Annotated in this window: 16 protein-coding genes; 2 read left to right on the top strand and 14 right to left on the bottom strand. The window is 50.3% G+C overall.

Going from position 1 to position 20,861, the window contains the following annotated elements:
- Positions 1-73 precede the first annotated feature (73 nt).
- The 14 genes from KXG62_RS05780 to mdcA form a co-directional block, all read right to left on the bottom strand.
- Positions 74-1,066: a phage baseplate protein gene (locus KXG62_RS05780; protein WP_218090975.1), complete on the bottom strand. Its 993-nt coding sequence runs from the start codon at positions 1,064-1,066 to the stop codon at positions 74-76.
- 356 nt (positions 1,067-1,422) lie between these two features.
- Positions 1,423-2,976: an arylsulfatase gene (locus tag KXG62_RS05775; RefSeq protein WP_218090974.1), complete on the bottom strand. Its 1,554-nt coding sequence runs from the start codon at positions 2,974-2,976 to the stop codon at positions 1,423-1,425.
- 196 nt (positions 2,977-3,172) lie between these two features.
- Positions 3,173-4,804, bottom strand: coding sequence for a GMC family oxidoreductase (locus KXG62_RS05770; RefSeq protein WP_218090973.1), 1,632 nt, complete (start codon positions 4,802-4,804; stop codon positions 3,173-3,175).
- A gap of 137 nt (positions 4,805-4,941) precedes the next feature.
- Positions 4,942-5,364, bottom strand: a complete 423-nt coding sequence (locus KXG62_RS05765) for a DUF1259 domain-containing protein (RefSeq protein ID WP_218090972.1) — start codon at positions 5,362-5,364, stop codon at positions 4,942-4,944.
- Between the two features lie 75 nt (positions 5,365-5,439).
- On the bottom strand, positions 5,440-5,859 hold the full coding sequence (locus KXG62_RS05760; protein WP_218090971.1) for a DUF1259 domain-containing protein: 420 nt from the start codon (positions 5,857-5,859) through the stop codon (positions 5,440-5,442).
- 203 nt (positions 5,860-6,062) lie between these two features.
- Positions 6,063-7,826 carry a glycoside hydrolase family 2 protein gene (locus KXG62_RS05755; protein WP_218090970.1) on the bottom strand — a complete coding sequence of 588 codons (1,764 nt, stop codon included), beginning with the start codon at positions 7,824-7,826 and terminating at the stop codon, positions 6,063-6,065.
- Positions 7,827-7,875: 49 nt separating this feature from the next.
- Entirely contained in the window at positions 7,876-10,443 is a 2,568-nt protein-coding gene (locus KXG62_RS05750) for a family 43 glycosylhydrolase (protein WP_218090969.1), read from the bottom strand.
- A 54-nt stretch (positions 10,444-10,497) separates the two neighbouring features.
- Positions 10,498-11,811, bottom strand: coding sequence for an ABC transporter substrate-binding protein (locus KXG62_RS05745; RefSeq protein WP_218090968.1), 1,314 nt, complete (start codon positions 11,809-11,811; stop codon positions 10,498-10,500).
- Positions 11,812-12,198: 387 nt separating this feature from the next.
- A complete protein-coding gene (mdcH, locus tag KXG62_RS05740; protein ID WP_218090967.1) occupies positions 12,199-13,128 on the bottom strand; it encodes a malonate decarboxylase subunit epsilon in 930 nt (309 codons plus the stop codon).
- Between the two features lie 24 nt (positions 13,129-13,152).
- Positions 13,153-13,758 (bottom strand): malonate decarboxylase holo-ACP synthase, encoded by a 606-nt coding sequence (locus KXG62_RS05735; protein ID WP_218090966.1) that lies wholly within the window; start codon positions 13,756-13,758, stop codon positions 13,153-13,155.
- An 11-nt stretch (positions 13,759-13,769) separates the two neighbouring features.
- Entirely contained in the window at positions 13,770-15,488 is a 1,719-nt protein-coding gene (locus KXG62_RS05730) for a biotin-independent malonate decarboxylase subunit beta (protein WP_218090965.1), read from the bottom strand.
- Complete coding sequence (locus KXG62_RS05725) at positions 15,488-15,778, bottom strand: malonate decarboxylase subunit delta (protein ID WP_218091036.1); 291 nt, start codon at positions 15,776-15,778, stop codon at positions 15,488-15,490. The genes KXG62_RS05730 and KXG62_RS05725 overlap by 1 nt, the downstream gene beginning before the upstream one ends.
- The gene (locus KXG62_RS05720) at positions 15,753-16,646 is read right to left on the bottom strand and encodes a triphosphoribosyl-dephospho-CoA synthase (RefSeq protein WP_218090964.1); all 894 of its coding nucleotides are present in this window, start codon (positions 16,644-16,646) and stop codon (positions 15,753-15,755) included. The genes KXG62_RS05725 and KXG62_RS05720 overlap by 26 nt, the downstream gene beginning before the upstream one ends.
- Before the next feature lie 10 nt (positions 16,647-16,656).
- Positions 16,657-18,309: a malonate decarboxylase subunit alpha gene (gene mdcA / locus KXG62_RS05715; protein WP_218090963.1), complete on the bottom strand. Its 1,653-nt coding sequence runs from the start codon at positions 18,307-18,309 to the stop codon at positions 16,657-16,659.
- Positions 18,310-18,455: 146 nt separating this feature from the next.
- Between mdcA and KXG62_RS05710 the strand changes: the two genes are divergently transcribed.
- Positions 18,456-19,334 (top strand): LysR family transcriptional regulator, encoded by an 879-nt coding sequence (locus tag KXG62_RS05710; protein ID WP_218090962.1) that lies wholly within the window; start codon positions 18,456-18,458, stop codon positions 19,332-19,334.
- Positions 19,335-19,436: 102 nt separating this feature from the next.
- Positions 19,437-20,825 carry a carboxylesterase/lipase family protein gene (locus KXG62_RS05705; protein ID WP_218090961.1) on the top strand — a complete coding sequence of 463 codons (1,389 nt, stop codon included), beginning with the start codon at positions 19,437-19,439 and terminating at the stop codon, positions 20,823-20,825.
- The last annotated feature ends 36 nt before the right edge of the window (positions 20,826-20,861 follow it).

Here is a 20,861-nt window from a genome sequence, read left to right as displayed (position 1 = left end):
TTAGCGAAAAAAAAACACACCGTCAAAAGACGATGTGTTGAAAATGTACTCAGGAGGCTGATCCGATTTGCGGTTATTGAAATATGCTCTCGGGAACGTAATAAATTTTCTGAGAAGTTTGCTTATTGCTTGGATCTGCAATGATATTAAAATAAACGTTATTGTCTCTTGTCGCCATTCCTTCGATTTCGTGGGTGCCTACATTTGAAATTTTCACAAGCGTTTTGTAGACTCCTGTGTTGGTCATATAAGCGATCGACGGCGTATCGCCTTCCACGCCGCCTGATGTATATATTGCCGACTGGCCGATCATATCAACGCCTTGGAACGAATCATTCGGTCTTACGATATTGCTGCCCGACTGCGTGAAGCCCTTAATCCATGCGGCTTTAGCCTCTGTACTGTTCATTGCGACCTGCTCATTGTTGTCAAGAAGCTGGTTCAATTTAACCGTGTCGTAAATAGACCAAGTGATCGGCCCTTCTTCCGTTTGTATACGGAAAAGCGTATAGCTGCTGTTGCCGCCGGCAGCCACACGGTAGGGCGAACCTAATGAGGTGCCGTTCTGATTGGCGTAATTCATATAGGTGAACCGGTGCAGATCGGTATAATCATATGTCGCGCCGGGCGTATATTGAACTCTTGCAATCTGGAGCGACCAGCGATAGTCCGTCGAAGTATTCGCTTTGGAACCGATATAAAGATAATCGATGCCATTGTAATTATACATATCCAAGGTTTCGCCATGACCTGCATTCGTGATGGTCATTTCATCCACGTAGGTTGCGTTGTTTCCATTAATGAGTAATCTTGAAAGATGCGTTGTTCCTGAAGACTTCTGCGTTATATAAATATACGTTGTACCGATGTGAAATTGATTAACGCCTCCGACGTGAGTAAGTCCCAACAGATTGTATGCGAGTGTCGCTGAAGTGGTTTTCGTTTGCTGAGGCGTTGCCGCAAATGCGGGAAAAATAGACATTCCCCAAAGAAGTACGGACAGAACAACCGTTGTAAGTAATCTCAATTGCCTTTTCATAAGGCGCAACGCTTGAACTTGATTCATATTACATTCCTCCTTTGTTATGCAAACCTTTCCATCTTGATCCCATACTCGATCTCGATGCTGCTTGGCCCTTAGCCGCGTACGTCACCTCCACCTCGTCGGATGAGCCCGGTCAACAACATAAAAACCCCAACAATAAGAAACGCTCGCAAGCGAGTGAATCCAATTGTTCGGGTTTTCTCAAGGACTCCAACCGTCACATTCGTATTCATATAAAAAATCGATAGTAACCGCTTTCAGGGCGATTACATGCTTACAATAACCGTTTGTTTTCTGAAAGTCAAGCCGTTTTTTTCGAAGAAATTTCCTGTTGTTCGAGGGTGGACGATTCGTCCATCGGACCCGAATTGCCGGTCCTATGCGAAAGCGCGTTTGACAATTTCCAGATCGACAACCTGGCCTTTGCCCTTCTTCCCCTTCACATACTGCTCGTACTCCTCGTGCGGCAGCACGTTTGTCCGCTTACACCACTTTACATACTGATCGTTCAGCCGGTCGACAATGTCGGAATGCTGCGCAGCGATGTTATGAAGCTCCGTTCCGTCCTTCTCCTTGTCGTACAGCTCCCACGGCTCGCCATGGAACTTGACGAGCTTCCATTTCCCTTGTCTTACTCCGCAGTTGCCCTCATGCTCCCAGAACAAGTATTCCTTCTCAAACAACTGGTTCTCGAAAATCGGCAGCATGCTCGTTCCTTCCATCGGCATAATGCTGTTGCCGTTATACGTTTCCGGGTATGCCGCTCCGGCTGCATCGACGATTGTCGCCATCATATCGGGAAGCTGGACGGGCGTTTTCTTGATCGAGCCTTTGTCCTTCAAGCGGGCCGGCCAATGCGCGATGAACGGCGAGGCGATGCCGCCTTCGTGAATGTAATGCTTATACATGCGATACGGCGTATTGGACAAATTCGCCCAGCCGTAACCGTAATGGCCATCCTGCACGGTGAAGCCGGGTGTTCCCGGAACAGCTTCTAGGTTGCGAATTACCGGGAACTCCCCGTTGCCTCCGTTATCCGACAGGAACAATATGAGCGTATTATCCAACTTGCCGTTTGCTTCCAGCGATTGCAGAAGCTTGCCGATATTTTGATCCATGCAGTCGATCATGGCAGCATATACTTCCATCGCCCGCAGCCGCCATTCTTGATGCGCCTCATCGTCCCAGGATCCGGCGGCCGACGTTTCCTTCGGCGACAGCTCCCACGACGGATCGATAAGCCCCATCTCCTTCATCCGCTCGTATTTCTCCTGACGCATCGCGTCCCAGCCGCGGTCGAAACGGCCTTTGTACTTGGCGGTGTCGGATTCTTTGGCATGAAGCGGAAAATGCGGCGCCGTGTAGGTCATATACAGAAAGAACGGCTTGTCCGGCGTTTGCTCGACGTGGCGCTCAAGCAGACTGACTGCGTTTGCCGTCATATGGTCGGTGGAGTAATAATCGTCGCCGATCGCTTCCTCCGGCAGCTCCTCGCCGTTCAGCTTGATGCCTTCCTTCTTGAAATAATCGCCGCCGGGGTAAACATACGCTTGCTCGAAGCCGCGTTCATGCGGGGGCACCACACCGGCATGCCATTTGCCGCACATGTATGTGCCGTAGCCGCTGCTCTTAAGCACCTCGGCAATCGTAACGCTTCGCTCCGTCAACTGCTTCGTATAAGGACCGTACCGGCCTTGAAGATGTGCCATCCCCGCTTGGTGCGGATGAAGCCCGGTCAGCAGCGACGCTCTGGACGGAGAACAGCGCGCCGTATTGTAAAATTCGGTCAAGCGGACGCCGCCCTCCGCGAGTCTGTCAAGATTAGGCGTATCAACAAAGCCGCCGTAGCAGCCGATATCGGAAAATCCCATGTCGTCGGCCAAGATGACAATAACGTTCGGCTGTGCACCGGATCGATTCGATTGGTTCATATGCAACGCCTCCTTAAATTTGAGTCTTGCCGCATTCGGTTGTTTAACCGCATACTCTCATAAGGCTATGTTACCACGACCCTATTGGCTTGAGGATGTGAGAAGAAGCCATTAATTTGTAAATAACGGACATTGAACTACCATCCCGCCGGGCAAGCTGCGTGTCCCCTAATTTCTGAAGCCGCGGTTTAAGCGGCTATTCTACTTCGGATTCGTATAACCTCCTGCTCACCCTGCGCCTCTGCAGCTTACTCCCCTTCAACTGCAATTGCCGGGCAATCGTATAGCCGATTAAGTATGCCGCCGCAGATGTATTCCCGTCTACCGTAAAAGGGATGATCGAAGCATCCGCAACGATAAGGTTCTTTACCCCATGCACGTTTCCACGGCGATCGACAACCCCTCCCTTATTCAAAGGCCCCATACGTAATGAGCCCTGTTGATGATGGTTATGCTCAAAATTTTGTTTGATGTACTGTTCCAATTTTGCGTCGTCATCCATGACTTCGGGTGCCGGCGAAATAAGCCGATAGGATGGGTCAATCAAAGCCAATTCAACGGCGATATTTTTAACGTATGTTCTGAAAATATGTTTGATTTGAGACATGTCTTCCGGATTTTTAAGAAACGCTTCATCAGCCAGCACAATTTTTAGAGGATCGTTGTTTTGTATCTTGATGAATCCCCTGCTGGCCGGGCGTAAGTAAATGATCGCTAGGGTTAAGGTATGATCGGAACCGATGCCGATCAGTTGGACCGCCCGTCGCGAAGGATTGTTCATGGTTGGATCCGGCAAAAAAGCCCCGCCCGCATAAAGCGCATTGAGATCATCGGAGGGTAGAGCTCGATCGTCGGGATTTGCGGTAAAAACAGCGGAGTTAAGCGTGTGGTTCCTTAACCTCTTGCCTACGTTGGGATTATTGAACTTTACAGTGATACCTGCATCCCTAAGTAATTTGGCCGGTCCGATACCGGAGAGCATTAATAACTGTGCGCTATTGATGCCCGCTGAAATAATGACTTTTTTTCGTGCATACGCTCGGTGCAGCTTTCCTTCAAGAAGAAATTCGATTCCTTTGGCGCGTTTTTCGGAAAAGAGTACGCGTAAGACGGTTGATTTATAGAGAACTTTTAATTTTCGACCTTGTACACCGCGGCCGGCGGAGTTTAACACTTTCGTTGAGAGAAATGCTGTTGAAGAACTTTCTCTCGTGCCGTTTGGGTTCTGATATAATTGCCAACGGGTAAAAGGTCCTATGGGGGTTCGGGGATCGTTATAATCGACAATTTTCGCATATCCCGTCGCCTTCTCAATAGCCTCCGTGAGCTTTAGCGCCATCGCCGTCGGATGAACCGGGGCCTGCCTAATGTCAATGGGTCCGCTGTATCCGCGTGCCTGCGCATTATTCGTCTTGCCGTTGTATCGTTCCAGTTTCTTGAACCGGAGAATCGCTCTTCCAGGCGACCAAATCGGCCCCAATAGTTGTTGCCATTCCCTCATAACCGCTGACGTCGGCCTGACATATTGCTCCCCATTGATCGACGACCCGCCGCCCGAAAGACGTCCGGTAGTCCATTCAAACATACGTTCATCCAGTCCTTCTTGCGGGATTCCTTCCCCTTGCCAAAAGTACTGCGGGAAAAACTGCTCTTCCAGCTCCGGGGCGAATGCGGAATCCCTAATCGGGCGGTCTTTATCGTTATTATCGCCGGATTCCAAGATCAGAACCGACGTTTTTTTATCGTCCGTAAGGGTTTTTGCGATTACCGCTCCTGCCGGACCCGTTCCGACGACAATGTAATCATAGGTTTGTTGACGCTTATCCATTGGTGATCTCCTTACATATGGGCTGATATACAATATTGCACTTACCGGTCACATGTGTTTGGACGGTTCAAGGTTTTAGAAAAAATAAAGAGCTGCAGCAATGAACTGCAGCTCCTCGTAGTGACAAAGCGTCTTGATTAACCTAAGAAAGCAATAGAACGTTTTACTTTCGTTGCAAATGCGATGGGATTGTCGATGGACTCCCAGTGAACATACATAAGACGCGGATTCTCATTAAGCCAGTGATTGTGGACTGCCGTAACTTTAATCCCGTTTCTGCGAAGGTTTGACAGCAAACGATTGACTTGGTTTTGGAAAAGCGCCGTTTCCCCTAAACAAAGCGCGCGACCTGATTTGTCGAGCGATTCAAACGAAAACAATTGGTAGCGGACCAATGGAGATGTCGTACGTCTTCCCAAAATAGAGGCGTTAATTCTTCTATTTCTGCTGACGAAGCAAACCGGTCCCTTCGTAATCTCATGCTCTGTTCCACCCAATAGGGTTGAAAATTGATCACATAATTTTTTGAAGCGGGGACTTACTGCCACTTTTTCCGCCATAAGATTTCATCCTTTCATTAGACAAGTGAAATAACAGCAAACAAGTGAAATTACAGCTTCAAACTCAACAACAAATTAACCCAAGAATGCAATCGATTCTTTGGTTCTCTTTGCAAATACAACCGGATTCATGATGGCTTCCCAGTGCATGTACATTAAGCGAGGGTTTTCTTTTAGCCAGTGATTATGAAGCGCCGTCACTTTGATTCCGCGTTTACGGAGATTCGACATCAAGCGATTCACCTGATTTTGATGCACGGCCGTCTCGCCCAAGCACAGTGCGCGCCCCGACTTATCAAGCGATTCAAAGGAGAACATTTGCATTTGAACCAAAGGGGAGCGCGTTCTCCTTCCTAAGATTGTTTCCCTTAAGTTCGTCATTCGCGTGACAAAACAAACCGGACCTTGATCAACTTCCGATTCGCCTCCTAAGATTTTTCCGAATTGCATACAAAGCCTTTTAAATTGTGGACTTACCTTCACCTTTCCTGCCATATGAATCCACCTCCATCGTATTTCAAATTAACGTATGTTAAATGATGGAAAATGAATGAGACAACACCCTATTGTAATAAAAATATGCATTTCGTCTGAGCAACGATGAAGCAGCATACCCGAATCTGTTACGATTTTGGGCAAATAAAAAAGCGCCGGCAGCCGATAAAAAATCGACTCCGACGCTTTTTAAACTCATAATGTTAGGAAAGATTAATCTCCCGAATCTTCTCAATCGGAATCTTCGGCTTGCGATCCTCGGTCAAGAGGCCGTTCACCTCTTGCTGGACATCGGTAATTTGTGTGTAGCAGTAACCGACGATGTAATCCGTCGCTTTAATTGCTTCGTGAATGCCGCGGAAGCGCTCGAGGAACGCTTCTTCCGAAACGACCTGTCCGCCGTAGCCCCAGCCTTTGTCGGACTTGAAGGCGATACCGCCGAATTCACTTACCATAATCGGCTGTCCTTTGTAGCTGTAGCCGTCGGCGAAGGCGTATTTCCATTGGTTGAACGTTTTCTCGTTGTTCACGATTTCGTCCTTGTTCGCATAGCGCTTCAGGAATTGCGCCTTTGTTTCCACATAATCATGCAGCGTCAATATATCGGACACCGTATGTTCCCAGCCGTCGTTCGTAATAACCGGGCGGTTCGGATCGAACGCCTTCGTCAGATGATAGATCGCCTCGGTGAACTTCTGCTGGTTGCGGTCCTTAAAGATGTTCATGATGCCCCATGATTCGTTGAACGGAACCCACGTTATAATCGAAGGATGATTATACTGCTGGCGAACGATCTCCATCCATTCCTCCGTGAAATTTTGCACCGCTTGATCGTTAAATTCGAAGGTCGCGGCCATCTCGGACCATACCAGCACGCCTTTGACATCGCACCAATACAGGTATCGGGCGTCTTCCACCTTCATGTGCTTGCGGACACCGTTATATCCCATTTGCAGCAGGAGGTCAATATCTTCGATCAACGCTTCCTCGGAAGGAGGCGTCAGATGGCTGTCCGTCCAATAGCCTTGATCCAGCATCTGCCGCTGATAGATCGGCACATTGTTCAGCAGCACTTTGCCCTTCTCGATGGATATCTTCCTCATGCCGAAATAGGAGTAGACGTGGTCGATCACGACGTCATCGCGGTACAAAATAAACTCCACATCGTACAGATTCGGATGACCCGGAGCCCAGTAGCACCGCTTCCACGGGCCGTTCATTTCGTGAACGAGATCGACCTCCAGCGTAAGCCAAGGGCGGTCGATCGTCAGGCTCACCTGCTTAACTTGGCGGCCCTTCATGCTGATGACCGTTTCCAGCCGAAGCTTGCTCCCGGCTTGCACGTCGCCTTTGACCTGATAGTCGAAGCGAACGGACGAAGCATCGAGATCTGGCGTGATTTTCACCGCATCGACGTAGTCCCGCTCGACGTATTCCAGCCAAACGGACTGCCAAATGCCTGTCGTCTGCACATAGAAGCATTCGAAGTTGTCGTCCACCCAGCGCTGCTTGCCGCGCGGCTGCGTAGCGTCCTTGCTGTCCTCCACCTTAACGGTAAGCTCGTTTGAGGCCCCGAACGTGACATACGGCGAAATGTCGAATGTAAATGCCGAATAACCGCCCTGATGTCTTCCGACGTATTCCCCGTTCACCCATACTTTCGCGATATAGTCTACCGCTTGAAAATGCAGGAGAATCCGCTTGCCGCGTGCTTCCGCAGGAATATCAAGCTGTCTGTTGTACCAAACGAACGGATGATGGGCTTCTTCGCCGATGCCGCTCGCCTTCGTCTCGTAAGTGAAAGGGACGATAATGCTGCGGTCGCCGCCGAAGTCCCGCGGCCACCCCGCGGCTTCACCTGCGCCTGCATCGTCGAAGCCGAAGCGCCACTCGCCGTTCAGATCGACCCATTGATCTCTCACGAACTGAGGTCTCGGGTAATTTTTCACATATTTCTTGGTTGTCATATCGTTTCTCCCACGCCTAGCGTTATGTTATATATAAATCTTTGATCCGTTAATTGGCTCCGCCTTTAATGCTCAGCCTCTCGAAAAACACAACGGCATTAGCCGATGATCTGACGCCGACTTTACCGGTCGTAAACGCATTGCTGTCCGTATATTGAAGGATAGGTTTCGGGCTGTTGTCCAGATAAACCCGAATCGTGCTTCCTTCCGCTTGAATCTTAATATGGTACTTTTTGTCCTTTTGAAGGCTAAGGTCTGCTTTCTCAACCACAACAGCGTCATAATTTAATTTCTTCAGAGCGACTCTGCTCGGCGAAAAAGAGATATAGTATCCCATTAAGGCGTCCGGTACCTGATCTTTATGTGTCGATTCATTGGAAGCGCGGATTAGAATACCGGCATCATCCTGCAAGGAGGTTTTGGGTAATGTCAGATCCGCTTCGACCGTATAATCGCTCCAGCTTGTATTTCCCGTAAATGCCATACTGCTCACGCCGGGGGCGGAAGTTAAACCTTGATTCGAGACGGACCACTTGCCAATATAGGTCCAATCGCTGTATAAACCGCCGGCCATATCGCCACCCTTGGTCAGATCGATCGTCCGGTCCAGTTTTTCCAGGTTCACTTTGTAAACATCAAAGTCCAGCAGATGGATTTCGCCTCTTTTTACTTTAAGCTTCAACGTGTGCAAATCGGCGCGAAGAGGAAGATTACCGATTCCTTTCATCTTCACCCAGCCGCTCTTTTGATCGTCATCCGCTGGAGGCACGACCATATTGCTTATCCATTGGTCGTCGACATAAACTTCCAGTTCTGCGGCTTCCTTCTGACCCCTTACTCTAACATCGATCCCGTAGGTCGCGTCTTCCTTAACGTTGATGCTGTACTGGAGCCAATCCCCTTTATGATTCAGATTGACTAGGTACGTATTGCCATCCGTTTTATCGATCGCAATATCATCCTCTGGACGGAAAGGATTTGGCATTTCCGGTTTTTGTTTCGTATGGTAGCCTCGCTCTTTGCCTTTCAAATAATGCACGGCCTCGATGCTGCCCGGAACAGGCTTATAGGCTTCGAAATCGCTAGTGCCGTTCACCTCATGACTGAATGCGGTATAATCCGGCAATAAATCGAAATCTTCATACACATAACCGATACTGCCCGCCGTTAAGTCTTTCATTTCTGCATCCAATTTCTGCATCCCGTCAAAATAAACCTTTACTTGCTGCCGATCCTTTTCAATCCGAATCGTATGAAGTTTGGTCAGATCCAGATCTTCAGGCAAAGATGCAGTGGCAATGGAGCGACGTTCTTTATTCTGTACGCCTACAAGCTCAAGCTTCTTTTCAGGCATACGCACGGAGACCATGCCAAAATGGGATTCATTCTCGTAGGAAAATATAACGCCGGCTTGAGGCTTCTTGCTCTCATCTTGCTTGGATTCCAAAGCCGCCTTAAAGTTGAACTCCGCTGTATAGCTTTCCTTCGTTTTCGATTTGCTAACGAGGGTAGTGGTTTTTCCGCTCGTCTGCTTATCAAAGTTTCGTTCCGCCCCTTCCCGCTGAATCCATGTATAGAAAGGTGCCCGCTTCGGCACTTTTTGCGGGAAGTTCGTCGGCCCGAGAACATCCATCTTGTCTCCGTTGAAAACCAATTTGTCCATATTTAAATATCTGTCATGACCGATTCCCGGCGCTACGGGATTTTTGTTATTGTGATACACCATGTAATACGAATCGAGATCGGGCCCCATCACGGTGGAGCTGTGCCCCAAGCCGTGAAAACCGTCATCTGTGTTGATGATAATCGGATTGTTATAAGGCGTGATGAAATTGCCAAGCGGGCCATCCTTTGAGATGGAATAGTTGATCCGGTACCCTTTACTCATAAGATGATTGCCCGTTTGCGTCATAAAATAAGTACCGTTTCGTTTGAGCAGGAAAGGCCCTTCCGTCCAGTGGTTCATGCTTGTGCCCTGCAAAATGTGTTCCTTCCCGAACGTTAGCGGTGTAGGCATCTCCCGCCCGCGAATGCCCTTCGAACCGGCATTATAAAAGTACCACTTGCCGTCATCGTCGATAAATATGGTGCCGTCGATACTCATGCCAACATTATCGGTCTCCAATGTGAAGGGACCTGTGGGACTATCGCTTTTTAAGACATAATGTCCCTTTCCTCCCGGTGAGGTAGCCATATAAAAATAACCGTTCCAGTAAATAACTTCTGGAGCATAGGCCATCTTCAAGCGCTCATCCTTCGCTACGACCCCTTCGTATTTCCAATGGATTAAGTCCTCCGAGCTCCATGCCCGAATGTCGGATAAACCAAAATGCGTACTTGGGTATAAATAGTACATACCGTTATGTTTCATCACAAAAGGATCGCCGGCAGGATAATTCTTTCCGTTGAGAGGATCGTTTTCATATCCTTCTTTCTTCTCTACGGTCAAGCTCATCCAATTTTTATAAGTATCCGAATCCTTCAGTTTCTCAACCATACCGGTTCCCTCCATGCTTATGCCCCCCACATCATTCGGCTCTCGGAAAAACGCAGCAAAAACAACAATAGCCAGAATAGGAATCAACAAACCAAGCAGTTTAAGACGTTTTTTATTCACTCGAATTTCTCCTTACAAAATCAACTTGCCTTGGGTGGAGAGATGCTCGTAAGGTTACTGTAACTTCAACTCAGCAATTTTTTTGTCTGCTTCCTCTTTGGCTTTTTTCAAGGCCGAATTGATATCTGTTTTACCTTCGAATACTTCATTAAACGCTGCGTTAATCGCGCCCGATACCGCACCGTTATATTTGGATTGGTAAATCATATTGGACGGTTGGCTTTTAAAGATGCTTTTCAGGTTTTTGCCTTTAACAAAATCAAGATCTTGCGCGAACTGATCGATAATGCTTTGATTCGTAAGTACAGTTTCTTTACCCATTCTGGCAGCCTTCGCCTGAACTTCATCCGATACGGTCACTTTCAAAACATCCATGACGTCATCGATATGCTTGGTTGTTTTGCTGACGACAAATTGATGGTAATCGACCTGATAGTATTTATTAGGCGCTTCGGCAAAGGACGGTACTTGCACAACATCCCAGTCAAGATCCTTCGTCGCCTGGGCTAAATTTCCGATCATGCCACCTGTCCAGTATGGCGCCATGGCGAGTGTCTTATCCTTTACGAACAGTTGAATATTGCTTGCATTCAACTTGAGCGGCCGATTTTCGGCGATATCATAAAGCGCTTTCCCTTTGGCAAAAACGGCTCCCCAGCGATCTGAAACGATGGCGTTCGACGTTTTCGGATCGACCAATTCGATGGACAGCGAAGATGCAAAGGTCGAAATCCCGCCATGAGTAGCGACCATTCCTCGATACTGCACGCCGTTTTCCATCCGGGCTACCTTTTTGCTGAGCTCAATCGCCTCATCCCAGTTCATGCCGTCCTTCGGATATGCAACGCCAAATCGATCAAAAATACCTTTGTTGTACCATAATGCGAACGATTGGCTCATATACGGCAGGGAATAAATTTCACCTTTCGTGCCGAAGCTTTTGATCGCATTCATAATGGTCGGATTAAACCGGGCCGTATCGATTTGATGTTTCTTCAACTGCTCGGTCAAGTCAAGCGGGATATCCTTATCGAGCATATCTTGAATGTATGGCGTTGCATAAATGATGTCCGGAATTTCCCCAGCGCTTACCAATTCATTCAATCCAAAGTTGGTTTGAAAAGGAACCAGTTCAAAAGAGATATGCGGATACTGCTTCTTCACAGGCTCAGCGATCAGCTGCTGAAAGATATCCTCTGTCATCCCGGGGTTCGTAAAAAGTACTTTTAACGTGACTGGCGTTTTAGGTTTATTGTCATTTGCGTTATTCGGCGCCGACGAATTGCTCCCCCCGTTTGAACAACCTGCCGCAAGAGCCAGCAATAAGGGACTCACCAATAGAAGCTTCCTCGAACGTTTCATATCCATCAACCTCTCCTATAGTTTGGTTATAACCGCTTTCATAAAAATAATACAATATACCTTAAATTATTAATATACTAAATTAGGTATAAAAAACTTCCGATCGACACCTTTTCGCTGAAGATACATTCGTGGTTTAGCGGAAGCTTTTCTTGTGGGCAGAAAGTTTATGAATTGCTTTATCGCTTTAAAGAAGTTAGGTTAACCCGCGCCACTTCGCTTCTCGGTTCATAGGCTCCTTGCATTTGTTGAGAAGAAATGGAGCGTTTGCTTTAGGTACGGAACACGCATCTTTAGCTATTCTACCCGTTAACGGCAAATTCATATTATTTATAATAGATTAAGTATAATATTGGACCACTCAATGATTCAATATCTCCATGCCGCAGATCGTTACGAGCTTTGCTCCTGTTTAATCAGATAAAGCAGCGAATCAACCCCCGTATGGGAAGCGGCAGCCACCCGAGCGGACGGAAAGGAAGATCCGACAAGAGATGACAGCACACGCCCCGGCGGCATCTCAATGAATAATCGAGTGCCGCGTTCAAACAACTGCTTTGTCATATCATGCCATTTGACCGGATTAACCATACTACGGACCAAATCTTCGCGAATCGAGTCCGATGTCCGCAATAATCGAGCGGTTGTATTCGCAATATAAGGTATTTGCGGTTCACTTCGTGTAACACGGCTTATTGCATCCTCCAACTTGCCAGCGACAGTCTCCATTAATGGACAATGCGAGGGGACAGCTACCTGCAGCAGTTCAGCTTTACGCGCCCCTAATCCTTGTGCGGCTGCCAGAACGCGACGAATTCCCGTGATCGTTCCTGCCACGGTGACCTGGTGCGAAGCATTGATGTTGGCAAAATAGACTGGATCTGCCCTGGTTGCGGCCCGATCGATGAGCTGCTGCACTTGCAATGGCCCCAGGCCTACAATGACACCCATTCCATATCCGGACGGATAAGCCTGTTTCATCAAGGACGCTCGAAGTTGAACGAGAAGAAGCGCATCGCCTAAGGTCAATACGCCCGAAATAACTGCAGCTCCAAACGCGCCGACGGAATGGCCGGCCACAAAGGACGGCCCCCCTCCCTGCCTCATAAGCACTCGGGCCATCGCCACGCCTGATACAAGAAGCGCAAGCTGCACGCCGACGGTAGAGGCGAGACCTTCCTCCGTATCATAATCCAGAACGTTGGTATTCAGGACGCATGAAGCTTCCTCTATCGTTTCTTGCACCTCTTGATGGTCCGGCAGTTGATGAAGCATGCCGGGATATTGTGATCCTTGGCCTGGAAAAAGAAACGCCATCGTCATGAATAGGGGCAACCTCCTTAGGTCTCAGGGAGTCCATGGACACTTCACCAGCGCCGGCCCATTCATCGTTCGCAGCAGAATCGTGGACTCCTCCTGCCGTACGAACTCGGATAAAGAGCAAGCGCCGGCCGGCGTTTCGAGCAAAGCGTCGATTTTAACTGAACATTGATGGTTGAAGGTATTCCAAGCCGTAAGCGTCTTCCGTTCCACTCGCTGCGGCAAATAGATCGCCAGATCAATATCGCTCCTGGGATGCACGGTACTGGCACCGCTGGCCAGCTCAAATCCAATACTGCCGGTCGGCCCCCAACGGATGCCGGCTCGGTTATAATAATCGGCGATCACTTCCAATTGGGCGAATGCCTGTGAATCCGCGCCATGCGCATACGCTCGCCACCGTGCTTGGACCGCCAGCTGTACCGGAGTCACAGTCTCTTTCACGCAATGAATGGGAAGATATGCGGCGAAGCGCTGCGTACGGCCCGCTCCGCGCACGCCGACAGGGATACGGCCGTCCTTCACCGGACTTCGGCGGATAACAACCCATGGCGCTCGTTTCAAGGCTTCGCATACCCATTCCGGAACAGCACGCTCGCACTCTAAATCTGCGGACGACTGAATTCTGAGCAAGTCATGAACCTTCAGTTCCATTGTTCAGCGAGTTTCGTGCGAACGAGAATCGATAACGAGCGGGATGTCTGAGCCTGAACGGATTGAAGCCGGCTGCTCAGATCCGCAGGAGATTGGCGCGCGTCGGCAATCGCCGTAAGCAAGGCGCTCTCGATCGCCTCTATGTCGCCGGATGTAGGCAGATCGGGATCGATACCCTCCAGCATCTGATGAAGCGCGCCGAGCGTGGCGAATGATTGCACATCATACGCGGTTGCAGCGATGCTGCACGCGGTTTCATCCAACTCTTCCACCCGCCTTCGGGTGACTCTCGCTGCCGATTGCTTGGACATAACCTGTACGATCACCCCGGCATCGTCCAGCGCGATGATTCGATTAGCCTGTAACCCGTGAGCGAGAAAGGCGCCTGAAATCGCGTGACCGACGACCAAGGCAACAACGGGGTGCCCAGCCAGCCTCGCCGTCGCATAGGCATCGGCAGCAGCGGCGCAGGACTGATGAATGCCGAGCAGTTCTTCCGTATAGCCATAGGCTTGTCCCGGAACGTCCACAATAGCAACAATAGCCCGTTTATCCCTGTCCTTGTCTTCCTCGACAGCCCGCCTAACGCAATCGGCAATCCTCCAGCCTTCGTCCAAGCCCACTTCTCCGTTTCTGGCACGGTAAAACCGATTTCCGGCATCAGGCACAACGGCGATCATCCGCACGCGTTCCTGTCCGAGCCGCGAATCCGCCGACAAGACGGAAGGAGTCCCCGTCGGTACCCGCTCATGTGATTGCGTTAATCGTTCGAAAAAGATACGGCCCCGGCTGTTCTTCATGCCTTCCCCTGCTCCAAGTTCTTGCGCGATTGAAGACAGTACGGAATCGCGCTCCGGATGATCCGAGCGCCCCCATAGACTCCTTAAAGCGTCCGGTGTTAAGCGCTCTTTGGCCTCAATGGTATCCAGCTTGGATAAACGGCATAGAAACCGGTCTACCTGTGAGCTTCTGGATGAATGGGATTCACGGATCCGATAAACGCCGCGGACGGCATCCCTGATTTCCTCCCAATCATCATCCACCAGCCTGTCGGCCAGCCCGATCGCATGACGTTGTTCCCCTCCTGACATCGACCAGATGAGGCGCCTGTTTCTGGAGTCGAGCTCCTCGATTCCCGCCTCCTGTTCAATGACTTCCGGACCGTTCAGCTGCAGCCTGCCCTGCTTGGTCATAATAATGGCGCTGCATAGCCCTGCTGCTATGGACATCCCGCCAAAACAGCCGATCATGCCGGCAATGACGCAAACGACCGGATGATAGCGCCTTAGCGCAACGATCGCCGCATGGATCTCCGCAATGGCTAACAGCCCATAATTTCCTTCTTGTAAACGGACCCCGCCGGTTTCCAAAAGGAGCACCGCGCGGGTAGGAATTCCCGCTTCATTATCGCGCAATGCCAGCTCCAGCGCTCCGGCGATTTTGGCCCCGGATATCTCGCCAATGCCGCCCCCTTGAAATCTGCCGTCAACCGAAACCAAGACTGCCGGCTCTCCGTCGATCGTTCCTTTGGCTGCAACAACACCGTCATCGCTTTGCGGAACAATACCTTGGACAGCAAGGTGAGGAGATTCCATTCGTTGAAACGGGTCCAAAAGCTCCCGAAAGACGCCTTCGTCGAGCACGGCCTTGGCCCTTTCCCTGGCGCTGAGCTCGATAAAGCTGCTTGTGTAGCCGAGCTGCCTACTCATCAATCGATTACCTCCACAACTTGGGCTAAACGCAGGTTTACTACCCCCGGTGTAGCGCCGAAATCATTAATTTGAATTTGTGCGGCAATGTTATTATCTTGGAAGAAACGGTCGAAAATCGCCTGCCATATGGGCCCGAATCCTTCCGTTTGGGTTCTGATGGTGACCTGCGCGATATCGTTTGGAGAGGGCTCTACCAAAATTTCCAAGTCGCCTGAAGCGACAACGCCGACGTACCCTCTCTTCGTCATGCCGCGCCCCGCCTTATACTGAAAGTGCAGCTGTTCGATGGCTTAAACCTCCTCGCATTGGATTCACAATACCTGACGCACTTTGAATTTTATCCAACAATATTACGGCCGCGAGCAAATCCGCGCTTCCCCCTGGCGAAAGACGGCGTTCCAGCATGATTTGTTCAAGCTGCCGGTACGCCTCACGGCCCGATGCCGTGTCCATGCCGCCCGACTCGAGTACATGCCTCGCCCCCTGCTGCGCGGCCTCAAGCGCTTGCGGCCCTCCCCTGTGAAGCAGACAGCTGTCTTGCAGGCTGGCCATGATGGCCAGCAGAGCATGAAGCCGCGCAGTTTGTTCAGGAGTCTTCTTCTCCCTCATCCCCTGCAGCACGGGTAGTCCGATTCGGGTGACATGCGGAAAACACTCCTGCGCTTCCCCTCTTGCGCCTTGTACCCCGTATTTCTGCGCAACCTTCATTCCGTTGGTCGATTGCTGAGGTGCGCAGCGGTCGGGGAACTTCGCGATTGTGCCGGCGACAGCCGCGATTTCCCGCGCAGTCACAGGGGCGCCGTGAACCGCACAACCGGCAAGAAGCAAGCCGAGCGCCCAGATCGCTCCGCGATGCGTGTTCACGCCTTGTGTCACCCGCATCATCTCCTGCTCTCCGAGGCGTCCCAGGAAAGCCAATTCTTCCCTCAATTCCTGGTCCGGGTTACGTCTGTAAGCTGCCTTCCCCATCGCCGCGAAGCATGTACGGAGAGATTCGGCAGACGCCCTCATGAAGGAAATATCCATATTGTCATGACTTCCCGAGGAACGTAAATCAACCAATCCGGGCTTAGGCGTCAGCTCCGCCTCTTCAAGCAGCGCCTGCACAGCCCAATCGGCCAATTGTTTCCCGCAATCGTCGGCATCCGTCCACATTGCGACCACCTCACCAAGTTCGGAATTTTTCCGGTGGATCGTACAACCCGCCGGACCAGTCGATTAAATCCTCGATGCTTTTGGCGGCAAGCAAAGACCTTTTTGCATCGCTTCTCCGGATTTGAAGATCCTCGGGTAATGCAATCAGCCCGTCCTGACGCAGCCTGTCATTCAAGGAACGGTCATGTTCCCGGCCCAGCGGCGTCATGCCCGCGATCGCTCCGAGCGCCATTCTTCTCTCTTCCATATTTTGCGTTTTATATAAGTAAGCGATTCCTTCTTCTGTAATGACATGGGTAACGTCATCACCATAGATCATAACAGGTGCAATCGGGAGGTTGCCTTGCTTGCCCACCTCGATCGCATCAAGAGAATCTACGAAGGCCGGCTGCCCCCCTTTTTGAAAGGTCTCGACCATTTGGACCACAAGCTTCCTCCCTCTTACCGTAGGAGATTGTTGTGTGATCAAATCAAGCCAGGCCGGTGTCGCATGCCGCCTCCCCCTCGGATCACTCCCCATGTTCGGCGCCCCGCCGAAGCCTGCCAACCGGCCGGCTGTAACCGTGGATGAATTGGCATCGCGATCCATTTGCAGCGTAGACCCGATAAACATATCGACACCGTACAACCCTGCCACCTGACAAATCATCCGGTTGGAACGAAGGCTGCCGTCGGGGCCGGTAAAAAAAATGTCCGGCCTTGCGGCCACATACTTCTCCATGCCCACTTCCCCGCCGAAGCAGTGTACCCTTTCCACCCAACCGCTTTCGATTGCCGGAATTAAGGTCGGGTGAGGATTTAATGTCCAATGCTTGCAGATCTTCCCCTTCAGCCCGAGACGTTCTCCATATGTCGGAAGCAGAAGCTCTATCGCAGAGGTATTGAAGCCGATCCCATGGTTCAAAGATTGGACCTGATGCTTTTCATACACGCCTCGGATGGCCATCATCGCCATGAGTATTTGCACTTCCGTAATTTGACGCGGGTCTCGGGTAAATAACGCTTCGAGCTGATACGGCTTTTCCGCTTGCACGACAACATCTACCCAGGAAGCCGGGATGTCCACTCGGGGCAGCTTGTCAACAAGTTCATTGACTTGTACGATCACAATACCGCCCGAGAATGCGGCTGCTTCGATAATCGTAGGTGTTTCCTCCGTATTCGGTCCGGTATAAAGGTTCCCCTCCATATCCGCTTTATCGGCTGCAACCAAGACGACATTCGGAGTCAGATCGACAAACAATCGGCCGTACAGCTCGAGGTACGTGTGAATCGCTCCTAATTCAATCACACCGTCTTCGATCAGCTGCGCAATTCGCAGGCTTTGTGGGCCGGCATATGAAAAATCCAATTTACTGGCTATCCCTTTCTCGAACAAATCCAGGTGCTCCGGTCTTGAGATGCTGCTGATCAGCATATGCAAGCGGTTGATTCGATTACTGGATACCTTAGCCAGCGATTCGGAGAGAAAAGAGGCCTGCTTCTGGTTGTTTCCCTCGAGCACAACCTTGTCCCCTGATGTAATCAGAACCTCCAATGCATCCACGATCCGCTCGGCAGGCAAACATTTTCCTTTTAACCATGATTTTGCTGCTAATAACCTTCGAAACTTTTCGTCGCGGCGCTCCGTCCAACGGCGTGGCGTATCTTCTGTAATCGGCAAACTTGTTCAGCCTCCATATCGGAAATTGGTCTTATGGGGAGAGTGGGGTTAGACTTTGCTCTTTATTTTAATTCCGATTCTTATATAATAAAAATACATATTCCATCATAGTTGATATAACCAATCTAATATAAAGGCGGGATATTATGGAACTACAGCAGTTGATCTACTTCCAGCAGGTGGCGCATTCCGAGAATATAACGCGCTCCGCCGGAGATTTACGCGTTTCCCAGCCTGCCTTGAGCAAAGTGATTCGCAATCTCGAGAAAGAGCTGGGTGCAGACTTATTTGACCGTAAAGGCAAGCGGATCGAATTGAACACAAGGGGGAAAAAATTTCTGAAGCGAGTCGAGGCTGCTCTGAATGAACTGAACGAAGCAAGAAATGAGCTCCACGATGAAGAATGCGAAGTGAAAGGGACCATCCGCTTCTGTTTCGATGTGGCCTCCTCTATTATTCCTAACTTGATAAGGGAGTTCCGCAATCTTTATCCCGATGTTACGTTTCAGCTTTCCCAGCACGAACAAAACACCGCGGCAATAAACTTCGATCTGTGTGTCACCTCGTTGCCGATGGGGCTTCATGGAACAGAAAAGATCGAATTGTTGAACGAAGAAATTGTTATGGCCGTCCCCAAGGATAACCCTTTATCCTCCCTGCCAAGCATTCGATTGGAACAAATCGCGAATGAAGGCTTAATTAGCCTCAGGAGAGGCCATCGTTTGCGGGAAAAGACCGACGCCTTCTGCAAAGTGGCGGGATTTATTCCTCGCATCACATTTGAAAGCGATGATCCGGCAACGGTGCGAGGGCTCATACGTGCGGGGCAAGGCATCGCTTTTATTCCTTCCATCACGTGGAAAGGCATTACGGATGAATCTATAAGGCTGCTGCCAATTGAGCGTCCTTTCTGTTCCAGATCCATAGAGCTGCACTGGAAAAAGGACCACTATCTAGGGCTTGCAGCACGCACGTTCCGCGAGTTTCTAATCGAATATTTTGCGAAGCTGAAACTCGGCATATAGCCTGAAGGTTATTTACAATATACAAAACTATATATTAGGCTGCATGGAAACGGTCCGATATAATAGACTGGATAAAGAACTTTTTAATGGAGGGCAATTCATTTGATTATTAACACCAGCACCGGTCAAGTACGAGGAGTTCAGGAAGGCAATCTTTATATTTTTCGTGGAATTCCGTATGCGGAGGCTCCCATCGCAGAACGGCGATTTTTGCCGCCGCTTCCCAAACAACCTTGGGATGGGATCCTTGAGGCTAGCCGGTTCGGCCCCAAGTCGTACCAGCCGGTTAAGGATCAAAGAGAACAATCCGAGGATTGCTTAAGTCTGAACATCTGGACATCTGGCGTGGAGCAAGCGAACCGTCCAGTTCTTGTCCACATTCATGGCGGCGGATTCGTTAATGGAAGCGGCGCGGAATTTTTTGGTACGACTTTCGCCGAGCGGGATCATATCGTATGCGTTTCGCTTAACTACAGACTCGGGGCATTAGGCTTTCTATATTTGGGGGACCTGTTGGGCGATGCCTATCAGACTTCCGGAAACAACGGGATACTGGACATTGCCGCGGCGCTTACGTGGATCAAAGAAAATATATCACGCTTTGGAGGCGACCCCAACCGCATCACCGTTTCGGGCGTATCGGCCGGAGCCAAGTGCGCAAGTACACTGCTGACGGTATCGGCTGCGCAAGGATTATTCCACCAAATCATTGCCCGGAGCGGCAATACGCAATCCATCCGTGACACACGCACTGCGAACCTGATTACACTTCGGCTTCTGGATCAGCTTGGCATTCCGCATAAGGAAGCGCATCGATTACTGACACTTCCTGCACAAACGATTCTGGAAGCTCAAGATAACAGCCTCCATACGTTTGGTCCTGTTCGCGACGGACGCGCGATCCCAACGGAACCTATTGCCGCGGTTCTCGGCAAGCTTAGCCGCAGCATTCCGCTGCTTTTGGGGACAAATAAGGACGAAGCCGTGTCATTCCTCTCGAACACAATAGGACTGAAAATGCAAAACGAAGATGTGCTGCATTCCTTATTCGGGACCAACAGCGGGCTTGTCCTGGATGCTTATCGCAAAGCGGCTCTCCTGAAGCCTGCCGAAGAAGCTTGGAAAGACACGCTAACCGACTGCTTTTACCGAATTGCGGCGGTTCGCCTCGCGGAGATGGCTGCAGAACAGGGGCAGCCCGTTTGGCTGTACCGTTTCGAGTATGCGGGTGTACAAGGGGCGGTTCACGGGGCGGAGGGTCCGTTTGTCAACGATGCTAACCCGGCGGAAGGAAAAGAGCTTGCGCATCGGATGCATGCGGCATGGGCCGCTTTTATCCGTTCAGGTAAGCCTATGGCGGAGGGACTGCCCGAATGGCCCGCGTTCACCTTGTCCGAACGTTCGACGATGATTCTGGATCAGGAGTGCAGGCTCGAACGGGAACCCGATTTAAGCGATAACCGTTTCCCCATGCAGGTAATACAGTTGTAACTTACACTTTGGAAGCTTGTTGGTCTTGTCCAACAG

The organism is Paenibacillus solanacearum, assembly GCF_910593845.1.
Lineage (GTDB): Bacteria > Bacillota > Bacilli > Paenibacillales > NBRC-103111 > Paenibacillus_G > Paenibacillus_G solanacearum.
The sequence above is the reverse complement of the archived record's forward strand: the minus strand, read 5'-3'. Positions and strand labels throughout refer to the sequence as shown.